The 13,879-nt window shown below is 59.0% G+C and carries 9 protein-coding genes and 1 pseudogene; 2 read left to right on the forward strand and 8 right to left on the reverse strand.

Going from position 1 to position 13,879, the window contains the following annotated elements; all coding sequences use genetic code 11:
- Nucleotides 1-3: 3 nt before the first annotated feature.
- The gene (locus HV782_RS18875) at nucleotides 4-2,043 is read right to left on the reverse strand and encodes an oxidoreductase (RefSeq protein ID WP_123462318.1); all 2,040 of its coding nucleotides are present in this window, start codon (nucleotides 2,041-2,043) and stop codon (nucleotides 4-6) included.
- Between the two features lie 208 nt (nucleotides 2,044-2,251).
- On the opposite strand from HV782_RS18875, the gene HV782_RS18880 reads away from it, so the two are divergent.
- Together HV782_RS18880 and HV782_RS18885 are read left to right on the forward strand one after the other, a co-directional pair.
- Nucleotides 2,252-3,382 carry a carbon-nitrogen hydrolase family protein gene (locus tag HV782_RS18880; protein WP_186744440.1) on the forward strand — a complete coding sequence of 377 codons (1,131 nt, stop codon included), beginning with the start codon at nucleotides 2,252-2,254 and terminating at the stop codon, nucleotides 3,380-3,382.
- A gap of 3 nt (nucleotides 3,383-3,385) precedes the next feature.
- Nucleotides 3,386-4,426, forward strand: coding sequence for an AraC family transcriptional regulator (locus HV782_RS18885; RefSeq protein WP_128616423.1), 1,041 nt, complete (start codon nucleotides 3,386-3,388; stop codon nucleotides 4,424-4,426).
- Nucleotides 4,427-4,808: 382 nt separating this feature from the next.
- Here HV782_RS18885 and HV782_RS18890 read toward each other — a convergent pair whose 3' ends face one another.
- The 7 genes and pseudogenes from HV782_RS18890 to clpP form a co-directional block, all read right to left on the reverse strand.
- Nucleotides 4,809-5,696 carry a DUF2242 domain-containing protein gene (locus tag HV782_RS18890; protein ID WP_186744443.1) on the reverse strand — a complete coding sequence of 296 codons (888 nt, stop codon included), beginning with the start codon at nucleotides 5,694-5,696 and terminating at the stop codon, nucleotides 4,809-4,811.
- Between the two features lie 91 nt (nucleotides 5,697-5,787).
- Nucleotides 5,788-6,016 (reverse strand): annotated as a pseudogene (locus HV782_RS28640) (LysR family transcriptional regulator); the annotation flags it as partial.
- A 687-nt stretch (nucleotides 6,017-6,703) separates the two neighbouring features.
- Nucleotides 6,704-8,575, reverse strand: a complete 1,872-nt coding sequence (locus HV782_RS18900; RefSeq protein ID WP_186744448.1) for a SurA N-terminal domain-containing protein — start codon at nucleotides 8,573-8,575, stop codon at nucleotides 6,704-6,706.
- Nucleotides 8,576-8,802: 227 nt separating this feature from the next.
- On the reverse strand, nucleotides 8,803-9,075 hold the full coding sequence (locus HV782_RS18905) for an HU family DNA-binding protein (RefSeq protein ID WP_003183171.1): 273 nt from the start codon (nucleotides 9,073-9,075) through the stop codon (nucleotides 8,803-8,805).
- A gap of 148 nt (nucleotides 9,076-9,223) precedes the next feature.
- Nucleotides 9,224-11,620 (reverse strand): endopeptidase La, encoded by a 2,397-nt coding sequence (gene lon / locus HV782_RS18910; RefSeq protein WP_123462313.1) that lies wholly within the window; start codon nucleotides 11,618-11,620, stop codon nucleotides 9,224-9,226.
- A 163-nt stretch (nucleotides 11,621-11,783) separates the two neighbouring features.
- Entirely contained in the window at nucleotides 11,784-13,067 is a 1,284-nt protein-coding gene (gene clpX, locus HV782_RS18915; RefSeq protein ID WP_003223632.1) for an ATP-dependent Clp protease ATP-binding subunit ClpX, read from the reverse strand.
- Between the two features lie 113 nt (nucleotides 13,068-13,180).
- A complete protein-coding gene (clpP, locus tag HV782_RS18920; protein WP_007951559.1) occupies nucleotides 13,181-13,816 on the reverse strand; it encodes an ATP-dependent Clp endopeptidase proteolytic subunit ClpP in 636 nt (211 codons plus the stop codon).
- Nucleotides 13,817-13,879: the final 63 nt, after the last annotated feature.

The raw sequence follows: 13,879 nt of genomic DNA on the forward strand, positions 1-13,879 counted from the left end.
GGATTACAGTTCAGCCGCCAGGCGCGAGCCCTGGTTGATCGCACGCTTGGCATCCAGCTCCGCCGCCACATCGGCACCGCCGATCAGGTGCACGTTCTGCCCCGCTTCGACCAGGCCGTCGTGCAGCTCACGCAGCGGATCCTGACCGGCACAGATCACGATGTTGTCCACCGCCAGCACTTGCGGCTCGCCGGTTTCGCCGATGCGGATGTGCAGGCCTTCGTCGTCGATCTTCAGGTATTCGACGCTGTTGAGCATTTGTACCTGCTTGTTCTTCAGGCCCGTGCGATGAATCCAGCCGGTGGTCTTGCCCAGGCCGTCGCCGACCTTGGACTTCTTGCGTTGCAGCAGGAACACCTCGCGGGCCGGTGCATGCGGCGCGGCTTTGATACCGGCCACGCCACCCCGGGCTTCCAGATGGGTGTCGATGCCCCACTCTTTCCAGAACGCGGCGCGATCCAGACTGGTGGCCACGCCTTCATGCACGAGGAATTCGCTGACGTCGAAACCGATACCGCCGGCGCCGATCACCGCGACCCGCTTGCCAACCGGTTTGCGCTCCAGAATCACGTCCAGATAGCTCAGCACCTTGGCATGCTCCACGCCCGGAATCGCCGGCACACGCGGCGCGATGCCGGTGGCGAGGATGATTTCGTCGTAACCGCCTTCAACCAGTTTCGCCACATCGACGCGGGTATTCAGGCACACCTCGACGTGGGTGGTCTGCAACTTGCGCTTGAAGTAACGCAGGGTCTCAAAGAACTCTTCCTTGCCCGGTACGCGCTTGGCGATATTGAACTGGCCGCCGATCTCGCTGGCCGAATCGAACAATGTCACCTGATGCCCGCGCTCGGCGGCCACGGTCGCGGCAGACAAGCCGGCAGGACCGGCACCGACCACCGCAATCTTCTTGATTTGCTGCACCGGCAGATAATTGAGCTCGGTTTCGTGACAGGCACGCGGATTGACCAGGCAACTGGTGAGCTTGCCGCCGAAGGTGTGATCGAGGCAGGCCTGATTGCAGCCGATGCAGGTGTTGATTTCGTCGGCGCGGCCTTCAGCGGCCTTGTTGACGAAGTCCGGGTCGGCGAGGAACGGCCGCGCCATCGAGACCATGTCGGCGTCGCCTTCGGCGAGAATCTGCTCGGCGATTTCCGGGGTGTTGATGCGGTTGGTGGTGATCAGCGGAATGTTCACCGAACCGCGCAGCTTGGCGGTGACCTTGCTGAACGCGGCGCGCGGCACTTTGGTGGCGATGGTTGGAATCCGCGCTTCGTGCCAGCCAATGCCGGTGTTGATGATCGTCGCGCCGGCCTGCTCGATGGCCTTGGCCAGGGTCACGATTTCTTCCCAGGAGCTGCCGCCCTCGACCAGGTCGAGCATCGACAGACGGAAAATGATGATGAAGTTCGGACCAACCGCTTCACGCACGCGGCGGACGATTTCCACCGGCAGGCGCATGCGGTTTTCGTAGCTGCCACCCCAGCGGTCGGTGCGGTGGTTGGTGTGGGCGGCGAGGAACTGGTTAATGAAATAACCTTCCGAGCCCATGATCTCGACACCGTCGTACTCGGCGGTCTGCGCCAGTACCGAACAGGTGACGAAATCGCTGATCTGCTTCTCGATGCCTTCCTCGTCCAGCTCTTTGGGCTTGAACGGGTTGATCGGCGCCTGGATCGCACTCGGCGCGACCTGTTTCGGGCTGTAGGCATAACGCCCTGCGTGGAGGATCTGCATGCAGATCTTGCCGCCGGCCTCGTGCACCGCGCGGGTGACGATGCGGTGCTTGAGCGCCTCTTCCTCGGTGGTCAGCTTGGCCGCGCCGGAATACACCCCGCCCTCATCGTTCGGGCCAATGCCGCCGGTGACCATCAGGCCGACGCCGCCACGGGCACGCTCGGCGAAGTACGCCGCCATGCGCTCGAAACCACCCGGTTTTTCTTCAAGGCCGGTATGCATCGAGCCCATCAGGGTGCGGTTACGCAGTGTGGTGAATCCCAGGTCCAGCGGGGCCAACAGGTGCGGGTAATGAGCGGCGGTCATCGGTAACTCCACAACGAGCGATCACGGAAAAAGTGCGGGAGCTCTGCGTCCCCCGTCAGTCATGTTCGACAGACTAAGAGTCGCATCGCTGTCACTCAATGACCGTAACTGACAACTTATTGATCCAAATGCGCAGCGCCCCTTGGCAACCGGCGTCATGGGCCCTACCCTAGTCGTCACACCCTGTACCCGGCTGTTGTTGGTTTTCATGCGCAAACTTCTGTACCTGTTTTTCTCCATGGCCATTGTTGCCGCCCTGACCACCTACGCCATGTGGGCGGCGGACCGGCCGGCGGGGCATTACCTGTCGGACCTGCGCATCAAACTGGCGGTCGATCTGGGTACGCCGGCCGACCGAGGTAACTTGCTGGGCATCCAGCCCGAGCTGTTTCCCACCGACTACCAGAGCCCCGACCGCCTGCACCGCAAACTCGCGGCGTATTTGCAGCAAGCACAGGATCAGGGCCTGTTGAATGAAAAAACCGTGGTGGTGTTACCGGAACATGTCGGCACCTGGTTGATGATCAGCGGCGAGAAGGACGAGTTGTATCAGGCACCGACCCTCACCGAAGCGATGAACTGGCTGGCGGCAAGCAATCCGCTGCTGTTCGCCCGCGCCTGGCTCAGCGCCAAGGGCAGCGACCGGCTCAACGACGCGCACCTGCGGATGAAGTCCAAATCCATGGCCAAGGATTACCAGGCGCTGTTCGGTGGCCTGGCCAAAGAATTCAATGTAACCCTGGTGGCCGGCACTATCGTGCTGCCGGAACCGAGCATCCGCGACGGCCAGCTCAAACCCGGCAGCGGCGCCCTGTTCAACAGCAGCGTGGTGTTCGGGCGTGACGGTGTACCGCTCGGGCAACCGCAGCGGCAGATGCACCCGGTCTTCGATCAACGGGAAGTGCTGGCCGGCGAAACCGATCAAACCATCAACGCGGTCGACACCCCGGCCGGACGCCTCGGCGTGCTGATCGGCAGCGACAGCTGGTACCCGGACAACTACCGCAAACTCGACGAACAAGGCGTGCAACTGGTGGCCGTGCCGGCGCAAGTATTCGGCCATGGCGCGTGGGACCAACCGTGGCGCGGCTACAAGGGTTCGAGTACGCCGGGCTCGGTCAGCCTCAAGCCTGGTGAAGTCAGCGAGGGCCAGGCGTGGCATCGCCTGACCCTGACCGCGCAACCACCGAGCAGCCGTGCGCTTGCCGGTATGAGCGTGTTCCTGCGCGGGCAGTTCTGGAACCTGGCGGGTTCGGGTCAGAGTTTTCTCAGCAGCAACGGTCAGCAGTTCGCCGACGGCGATGCCCGTGGCGCGCGTTTATTGAATATCTGGTTGTAAGCCATGAAACCGCTGCCGATGCGTCTGGGCGATCTATCGGTAGGCTTCGTGCACAGCCTCGCCGACGCGGTGCACAGTCACGGTGTCGATCCGCAGCCCTTATTGGAGCAATATGGACTGGATGCTGCCCGCCTGGCCGAGGCCGGGGCGCGTTTATCCATACCGCGTTACATGCGCCTGGGCCACGCGGCGATTCAGTTGACCGGCGACCCGGCACTCGGTCTGCGCATGGGCCAGCTCAGTCGCTTGAGCCAGGCTGGACTGGCCGGGGTGACTGCCGCTCAAGCCCCGACCGTGCGCGAAGCCGCTCGTTGCCTGACTCGTTTTGAACCGCTGTACGGTTCCAATTATCGGGGCCAGTCAAGCTTCCACGAAGACGCCCATGGCGCCTGGCTGCGTTTCTATTCGATCAGCCCGTACAACGCCTACAACCGGTTCGTGGTGGATTCGATCATCGCCGGGTGGCTGCATCAGTTGTCCAGTGTCAGCCGGCAGACGTTGCGGGCGGAGCGCATCGAGATTGAATTCGACGAACCGGATTACCGCGAAGCCTACGCCGTACTGGGTGATTGCCCGATTCAGTTCGGTACCGAGCGCAACCAACTGCGCCTGAGCCTGAGCAGCCTGGCCCAGCGCAATCCCGAGCACTGCCCCAGCACCTGGAAGCATTTACTCGCTTTGTGCGAACGAGAACTGGAGCAGTTGACGCGCACCCGCAGCCTGCGCGAACGCATCACGCAATTACTGGGGCCATTGCTCAATGGTGGTCGCGAACCGGACCTGGAAGAAGTGGCGGCACGCCTGAAGCTGCCGACCTGGACGTTGCGGCGCAAACTCGCCGAGGAAGGCACGCAGTTTCGCGCAATCCTCAATGACACTCGCCGTGATCTGGCGATGACCTACATCCGCGATACCGAACTGGCCTTCGGCGAGATCGCCTACCTGCTCGGGTTCGCCTCAGCCGAAGCCTTCCAGCGCGCATTCAAACGCTGGAGCGGTCAGACCCCGGGCGAATTCCGCCGCAGTCACCGCAAAACGGCTTGAAGCCTTAAAGCTCGGTGGCGTCTTCGGCGGCCTCTGGCTGATCCAGTTCAAAGGCCTGAAACTCGAGCAGCTCTTCTTGATAGTCGTCCATCGTGCAATCCCCCTGCTGGTCTCTTGAATGGGCCCGGTCAAATAACCAGTGCCTCGAGCATAACGTGCCCGTATGAAGGAAAAGTGAAACCCGGCCTTCATGAATAAAACGTAGCAGGCGGTCAGGAATTTATCGCGGGATTTTTGTCGGGGGAATGTAACGAGATTTGAGTACGCCGCAAAACTGATGGGGGAGCGAGCCTGCTCGCGAAGCGGTGAACCAGACAACATGAATGTCGACTGATACTCCGTCTTCGCGACCAGGCTCACGCCCACAAAGGGCCGTCTGCGTTTACTGCAGCGCCGGAATCGGCTCGGACGGCGGCGGGATATTGCTCGGGTTCGCCGGCGGCGTGATCGTGTCGGTGGCCGGCGCAGGCTCAGCGCTCGGTGCCGGGGTGATCGGCGCGGACTCGACCGGCGGCACGACCGGCTCGGAGCCCGTTGGCGTCGGTGACACCGAAGCGGGCGCTGGAGTCGCTGCAGGGGCTGCCGGCGTCATGCTCTGTGCTGGCTCGACAATCCCCGCAGGCGGCGGCGCGGGCGCCGCCTCTACCGCCGGTGCCGGTGTTGCCGGCGCGACTGCGGCGGGCTTCGGCTCCGGCATACCCAGATCAGTCTTGGGCTTTTCTTCGATATGTGCGGCTTTCTTCGCATCCGCCGGCAGGAACAGTTCCACCAGAGTAAAGAAACGCTCATAGAACTTTTGCGAAGTCACGGTTTCGCTGGCGACCTTGACCATCGAATCGTCCGATGAGCCGATCGGCATCGACACCGAACCCAACACGCCAACCCCGAGGCTGGCGGAATTGTTGGTTTTTTTCAGTGCGTAGCGGTCCTGCAAGGCATTCGCGAACATCGTGGCATGGTGTTTGGAACTGCCATCTTCGGTACACACCACGTTGAAGCTGATCTCCATGTGGGTTTCACCGGTTTGCTGGAAGCTTTTGTGGCCACTGATCAGTTTCGGGTCACTGCTGGTGATGATGTAACCCTGGCTGAGCAACGCGCGACGGGCCGCCTCGCAACTCGCGGTGTCAGCCACCGGATAATTGCGCGAGAACGTGCCGGAATCATCGAAGTTCTCATGCTCATACATCGGCTTGTCCTTCGAACAGCCAGCGACAGCGGTCAACAACAGCGCCAACCCAACGACACGCATGGGAGTTGAAATCAACATTAAACATCCTGAGGGAAAACAGTCCGGGGCATATTGTGCAACAGAACTTGGCCCTGCGGCGCATGGATTGTGTCTTAAAGCCGTTACAACCCTATTGACCATCATTTGCCGGGAAAAGTCGCAACGACAAGTGATCAATGAAGACGCGCAATTTGGCGCAGGCATGACGACTGGACGGCCACAATACCCAGAACTGACCGACATGCTGCAGATGCGCATCCAGCGCCCGCTTTAGCCGACCGCGCCACATCCTCGTGGGTCATGAAGTCCGGCTGGCAGACCATCCCGGCCAGCGCCGCATGACTGACGGCTTCGATGGAGTGGCCTCGCTTCGGTATTGCGCCCTAGAGCTTGGTCGGCTTTCAGGCCGCCATCGCTGGCAAGCCAGCTCCCACAGGGGTTGAGTGCATTCTGTTAGGGATTGGTCGGCTGGCAGGCCGCCATCGCGAGCAGGCTCACTCCTACAGGTGGATCGCGTGCAGTCTGCAAGAGCTTGGTCGGCTGGCAGGCCGCCACCGCTGGCAAGCCAGCTCCCACAGAAAAGCAAAGGCAGCACACAGCACACAGCATACAGCCCTTGCTTCTCACCACTCAACACGATGAGCGTTAGCTCGAGTACCGCTTTTGATCTGAGGGCCCGTCGGCAGGCTGAGTGGAGGGATTGATCCGGGGGTGGGAGCGTAGCGACCGTTTGGCGAAGCCAAACACATCGAGAGGAGGTGCAGCGAAGCAAACCGGAGGCGATGCCCCCGGATCAATCCCGGAGCGAAGGGACCCGAGCCACGGCGAGGGCCGAACGTCAGGGTAAAGCCTTTTTGGTTACTTTTTCGGCGTCTGGAAAAAGTGACCCGCCGTAAGGGCGGAACCCCAATCAGCAACACCCGCAGCAACGGATATACACACATCCCACCCAAAGCATGGCCGGCCCAAAGGCCGCCACGATTCACAGCCCAAAAAAAAGCCCCGACCAACGAGCCGGGGCTTTCTCATGACAGCTCAAGCAAACATCAGAACCGCTTGATATCCGCCTGACTCTCCAACTGCTTGCGATACGCCGCAAAGTCCTGCTGCCCCTCACGGGAAGCCAGGAAGCGACGATACTGCGCCTTCTCTTCATCCGTCGGCGCAGCCGCTTCGTTAACGCCGTTCAGGCGCACGATCACGAGACTGCCATCCGACAGCGTCACGCTGCTGAACGTCGGCTTGTCCTTGGCAGCCGGCTTCGGCATACGGAACAGCGCCTGCAGCACCGCAGGATCAACCCCCTCTTGCGCACGAGTGGCCGCAGCGGTGGCTTTCCAGCTCTGACCGTCAACCGCCTTGTCCAGCGGCGCCTTGCCCTCACGCAGATCAGCGATCAGCTTCTCCGCCTTGGTCTTGGCAGCCGCACTGGCGTGCTCTTTGGTCAACTGAGTGCGGATGGCCGCAGCGACGCTTTCCAGCGGCAGTTGAGCAGGCTTCAAGTGTTCCTTGGCACGCAGGACGATCACGGTTTCCGGATCGAGTTCGATGGCGGTGCTGTTGGCGCCTTCATCGATCACTTCGGTGCTGAAGGCTGCAGTGACCACGGCACGGTTGGCCGCAACACCTTCGCCGCCTTCACGGCCAAACGGCTTGGAGGTGTGCACGGTCAGCTTCAGATCCGCCGCTGGCTGGGCCAGGTCGGACGCTTCGAATGCGGAGTCTTCCAGTTGTTTGGTCGCCTCGACGAAACGCTGCTCGACCTGCGAAGCTTTCAGCTCGCGAGTCAGCTTGTCTTTCAGGCTGGCCAGGGTCGGCACTTCCGGCGCTTCAACGCCCAGCAGCTTGATCAAGTGGTAGCCGAAGTCGGTGCGAACCGGACCGGACACCTGATCCTTGGCCAGCGAGTACAAGGCTTTTTCGAAAGCCGGGTCATACACGCCAGGACCTGCGTAACCCAGGTCGCCGCCATTGTTGGCCGAACCCGGATCCTGCGAGAACTCCTTGGCCAATGCTTCGAACTTCTCGCCCGTGGCCAGACGCGCCTGGACTTCTTCGATTTTCGCCTTGGCTTGAGCTTCGGTGGTCTTGTCGTTGACTTCGATCAGGATGTGCGCCGCACGACGCTGTTCCGACAGGTTGGCGATCTCTTTCTGATACGCGGCCTGCAGGTCTTCGTCCTTGACGGCAACCTGATCGAAGAACGAGGACTTCTTCAGCTCCAGGTAATCAATGACCACTTGATCCGGGGTCATGAATTCCTTGGCGTGCTCGTCGTAGTAAGCCTTGACCTCGTCGTCGGTCAGTTTGACCGCCGCCGGATCGGCCTTGACGTTCAGCGTGGCGAAATCGCGGGTCTGTTTTTCCAGACGAGCAAATGCCTGCACTTGCGCGTCGGTGACAAAACCACTGCCCGCCACACCGGCGCGCAGTTGGCCGATCAGCATTTCCTGGGCCAGCATCTGGCGGAATTGCATACGGCTGTAGCCCAGTTGACGGATCACCTGGTCGAAACGCTCGGAACTGAACTTGCCATCCACCTGAAACTCAGGTGTCTGCAGGATCACTTGATCCAGTGCGCCTTCGGAGAAAGCGAATTTCGACTGTTCGGCGCCTTGCAGCAACAGCTTGCGATCGATCAGACCCTTGAGGGCCGATTCGCGGAGCATTTTTTCGTCGAGCAGCGAAGCGTCGAAATCCTTGCCCAGCTGTTGCATCAGCTGACGGCGTTGCATATCAACGGCCTGGCTCAGCTCGTTCTGGCTGATTTCTTCACCATTGACTTTGGCCGCCTCATTGCTGTGAGTGGTGGCCTTGAAAATGGCATCGAAACCGGTCAGAGCCATCAGTGCAACGATGACCCCGATAATGGTCTTGGCAATCCAGCCTTGTGAATTGTCCCTGATATTCTGCAGCATGCGTCCCCCAGAAACGGTTGAACTTCAAAATTTGGCAACCGTGGAGCGTGGGTAGAATCCGGATAGAAGAAAGGCGCATCCGAGGATGCGCCTTCTCGTAACTGGCGGAGCGGACAGGGCTCGAACCCTCGATCCCGGCGTTACAGGCAACTGCATCAGCTACCTGCTCTACCGCTCCGCTGCCAAGTCAGGCATGACCCCGACCCGGATGGGTAAAAACCTGAAACTTAGTTAACAGCTTCTTTCAGAGCTTTACCGGCTTTGAAACCTGGCTTCTTGGCAGCCGGGATTTCCAGAGTCTTGCCAGTCTGTGGGTTACGACCGGTACGAGCCGGGCGATCAGTCACGGAGAACGTACCGAAACCAACCAGAACAACGGAGTCGCCAGCCTTCAGAGCGCCAGTGACGGATTCGATTACAGCGTCCAGCGCACGGCCAGCAGCAGCTTTCGGGATATCAGCGGATGCAGCGATAGCATCAATCAGTTCCGACTTGTTCACTCTAAGTCCCCTTATATCTATTTTGAGATGATTCTAAGTTTTTTGGTGAAAGCAAAAACGAGTGCTGAATGGCCTACAGACACTTAAGAGCCGCTTTATAACAAGGGCTCTAAAAAGCTGTCAAGGAAGCCCCCCAGGCAAAAACGTATTAATGCGTGCTAATTCTTTCCTTAGAGTCAGACTCACGTTTTTCGTCCTTGGCAACTATCTCCGGAGCCACATCCGGCAAGGGCTCCGGCGCGTATTGCAGCGCAATTTGCAGGACCTCGTCAATCCATTTAACCGGTTTAATCTGCAGATCCTGCTTGATATTGTCAGGAATCTCCTTCAGATCGCGCACGTTCTCTTCCGGAATAATCACAATCTTGATTCCGCCGCGGTGAGCCGCGAGCAGTTTTTCCTTCAGGCCACCGATTGCCAGTACCTGACCACGCAAAGTGATTTCACCCGTCATGGCCACATCGGCGCGCACCGGAATGCCGGTCAATGCCGACACCAGCGCCGTGCACATGCCTACGCCGGCGCTAGGACCGTCTTTCGGGGTCGCCCCTTCCGGCATGTGAATGTGCGTGTCGCGCTTCTCGTGGAAGTCCAAGGGAATGCCCAGGCTCTTGGCACGGCTGCGGACAACGGTGAGCGCTGCTGTGATCGATTCGACCATCACATCGCCCAGCGAACCGGTCTTGATCAACTGCCCCTTGCCCGGTACGACTGCGGCTTCGATAGTCAGCAATTCGCCGCCAACCTGAGTCCAGGCGAGGCCCGTCACCTGTCCGATCTGATCCTGTTGCTCGGCCAGACCGTAGCGGAACTTGCGCACACCGAGGAAGTGTTCCAGCAGATCAGCTGTCACTTTCACCGAGAAGCGTTTTTCCAGCGCGTGTTCTTTCACGGCCTTGCGGCAGACCTTGGCGATCTGACGTTCGAGGCCCCGCACACCGGCTTCACGAGTGTAGTAACGGATAATGTCGCGGATCGCTTCTTCGTCGAATTCCAGCTCGCCCTTCTTCAGACCATTGGCAGCGATCTGTTTTGGCGACAGGTATTTGACAGCAATGTTGATCTTTTCGTCTTCGGTGTAGCCCGGCAGGCGAATGACTTCCATCCGGTCCAGCAATGCCGGCGGAATGTTCATCGAGTTCGAGGTGCACAGGAACATCACGTCCGACAAATCGTAATCGACTTCAAGATAGTGATCGTTGAAGTTGTGGTTCTGCTCCGGATCGAGTACTTCCAGCAGCGCCGAAGCCGGATCGCCACGCATGTCACTGCCCATTTTGTCGATTTCATCGAGCAGGAACAGCGGGTTGCGCACGCCCACTTTTGTCATCTTTTGAATCAATCTTCCTGGCATCGAACCGATGTAAGTCCGGCGGTGACCACGAATTTCCGCTTCGTCACGCACGCCACCCAGGGCCATCCGCACGAATTTACGGTTGGTAGCATGAGCGATCGACTCGGCCAACGAGGTTTTACCCACGCCCGGAGGACCGACCAGGCACAACACCGGACCACGGATCTTCTTCACGCGCTTCTGCACGGCGAGGTACTCAAGGATACGCTCCTTGACCTCTTCCAGACCGTAGTGATCGGCATCGAGAATGTCTTCTGCGCGCGCCAGGTCAAGGCGCACCTTGCTCTGCGCCTTCCACGGCACTTGCACCAGCCAGTCGATGTAGGAGCGCACCACGGTGGCTTCTGCAGACATCGGCGACATCTGCTTGAGTTTGTTCAGCTCCGCAGTGGCCTTGGCCAATGCGTCTTTCGGCAGACCGGCAGCGTCGATACGCTTTTTCAGGTCTTCGATCTCGTTGTGGCCTTCGTCGCTGTCGCCCAGCTCTTTCTGAATGGCCTTCATCTGCTCATTCAGGTAGTACTCGCGCTGACTGCGCTCCATTTGCTTTTTGACGCGACCACGAATGCGTTTTTCAACTTGCAGCAGGTCGATCTCGGCATCCAGCAAGGCCAGAACGTGCTCGACCCGGGCCGACAAATCGATGATTTCGAGGATTTCCTGCTTCTGCTCGATTTTCAGCGCCATGTGCGCCGCCATGGTGTCGACCAGGCGACCCGGTTCATCAATGCTGTTGAGCGACGACAGGACTTCAGCCGGGACTTTCTTGCCCAACTGCACATATTGTTCGAACTGCGACAGCAGCGTGCGCACGAACACTTCGGATTCGCGCTCGGCGGCATCGACTTCTTCGATCAGCGAGACTTCGGCACGGCAATGCCCGTCAATCACGCTGAAGCGTTCAACGGTACCGCGCTGCTCACCTTCGACCAGCACCTTGACGGTGCCGTCAGGCAGCTTGAGCAGCTGCAAAACAGTGGCAATGGTACCTACGCGATAGAGAGCATCTTCACCGGGATCGTCATCAGCCGGATTTCTCTGGGCCAGCAGGAGGATCTGCTTGTCGCCCGTCATCGCTGCCTCGAGAGCTTCGATGGATTTCTCGCGCCCCACGAACAGCGGGATAACCATGTGCGGATACACCACGACATCACGCAATGGCAGGAGAGGCAATTCGATGGTTGTCTTCATGATTTCGCCTCTACGGCGGCCATATGGCCGTAATCAGATGGAATTAAGCTTGAAACCAAGATGGGGTCTGCCTTGAAAAAAAACAAGCGCAAAGCGGATGTAAAAAACAACATAAAAAAAAAGAGGCCCGAAGGCCCCTTCCTTATTGCAGCAGAGTGGACGCTTAGGCGTCCGGCGCTGCCTTGGCCGTCGGCTCACTGTTTTCGTAGATATACAGTGGCTTGGACTTGCCTTCGATGACGCTTTCATCGATCACGACTTTGCTCACCTCGGACTGCGAGGGGATTTCATACATCGTGTCGAGCAGTACACCTTCGAGAATCGAACGCAGGCCACGGGCACCGGTTTTACGCTCCAGGGCTCGCTTGGCGACCGATTTCAGTGCGTCGGTCCGGAACTCCAGATCCACGCCTTCCATCTCGAACAGCTTGGCATACTGTTTGGTCAGAGCATTTTTCGGCTCAGTGAGAATCTGCATCAGCGCAGCCTCGTCGAGCTCGTCGAGCGTTGCAAGAACCGGCAGACGACCGACGAACTCCGGGATCAGACCGAACTTGACCAGATCGTCAGGCTCGACTTCACGCAGGGATTCACCGACTTTCTTGCCTTCTTCCTTGCTGCGCACTTCTGCGTTGAAACCGATGCCACCCTTGGTGGAACGGTTCTGGATAACCTTCTCGAGACCCGAGAATGCACCACCGCAGATGAACAGGATGTTACGGGTGTCGACCTGCAGGAATTCCTGCTGCGGATGCTTGCGGCCACCTTGCGGCGGAACGGAAGCGACCGTGCCTTCGATCAACTTGAGCAAGGCCTGCTGCACGCCCTCACCGGAAACATCGCGGGTGATCGACGGGTTGTCGGACTTGCGGGAAATCTTGTCGATTTCGTCGATGTAGACAATGCCCATCTGGGCTTTTTCTACATCGTAGTCACATTTCTGCAACAGCTTCTGAATGATGTTCTCGACATCTTCACCTACGTAACCGGCCTCGGTGAGGGTGGTTGCGTCGGCGATGGTGAACGGAACGTTCAGCAAGCGGGCCAGCGTTTCGGCCAGCAGGGTCTTACCCGAGCCGGTCGGGCCGATCAGCAGGATGTTGCTCTTGCCGAGTTCGACGTCGTCAGCCTTTTTGTCACGCTGATTCAGGCGCTTGTAGTGGTTGTACACCGCTACGGCCAAAACCTTTTTTGCACGCTCCTGACCAATGACGTACTGGTCAAGGATGCCGCTGATTTCTTTAGGCGAAGGCAATTTATGCGCGCTGCTTTCGGCCTGGGCTTCCTGCACCTCCTCGCGGATGATGTCATTGCACAGGTCGACGCACTCGTCGCAGATAAAGACCGAGGGGCCGGCAATCAATTTGCGCACTTCATGCTGGCTTTTGCCACAGAAGGAGCAATAGAGCAGCTTGCCGTTGTCCTCGCCGTTGCGGGTGTCAGTCATTCGTTCGATCCAAATCCGATAGGCTTGCAACACAAGATGAAGGCTATTGCGGGCTTTTTCAAGCCCGCTGGTGATCAGACCAGCCGACCAAGCCTGTTTTGAGCTGCTTATTTTTAAGCTGGACGCTGATTGATCACTTCATCGATCAGACCGTATTCCTTCGCAGCTTCTGCACTCATGAAGTTGTCGCGGTTGGTATCGCGCTCGATTTCTTCCAGAGTACGGCCGCTGTGCTTGGCCATCAGCGTGTTCAGACGCTCGCGAATGAAGAGGATTTCCTTGGCATGGATTTCGATGTCCGACGCCTGGCCCTGGAAACCGCCCAGTGGCTGGTGAATCATCACGCGCGAGTTTGGCAGGCAGAAACGCTTGCCCGGCGCACCGGCAGTCAGCAGGAACGCGCCCATGCTGCAGGCCTGACCGATGCAAGTGGTCGATACGTTGGGTTTGATGAACTGCATGGTGTCGTAGATCGACATGCCCGCTGTCACCGAACCGCCCGGGGAGTTGATATAGAGATGGATGTCCTTGTCCGGGTTTTCCGCTTCAAGGAACAGCAATTGCGCACAGATCAGGTTGGCCATGTAGTCCTCTACAGGACCCACCAGAAAGATTACACGCTCCTTCAGAAGGCGCGAGTAGATGTCATAGGCGCGCTCGCCACGAGCAGATTGCTCGACAACCATCGGGACCAGGCCGCCTGCGGCCTGGATATCAGAGTTCTGCTGAATATACGAATTACGGAACATGCTCTGCAGTCACTCCCAAATAGTTATGTCTTGAATACGCATAAGCCAGCTCGAGAGCTGGCT

It is taken from the genome of Pseudomonas monsensis (genome assembly GCF_014268495.2).
GTDB classification, from domain to species: Bacteria; Pseudomonadota; Gammaproteobacteria; order Pseudomonadales; family Pseudomonadaceae; genus Aquipseudomonas; species Aquipseudomonas monsensis.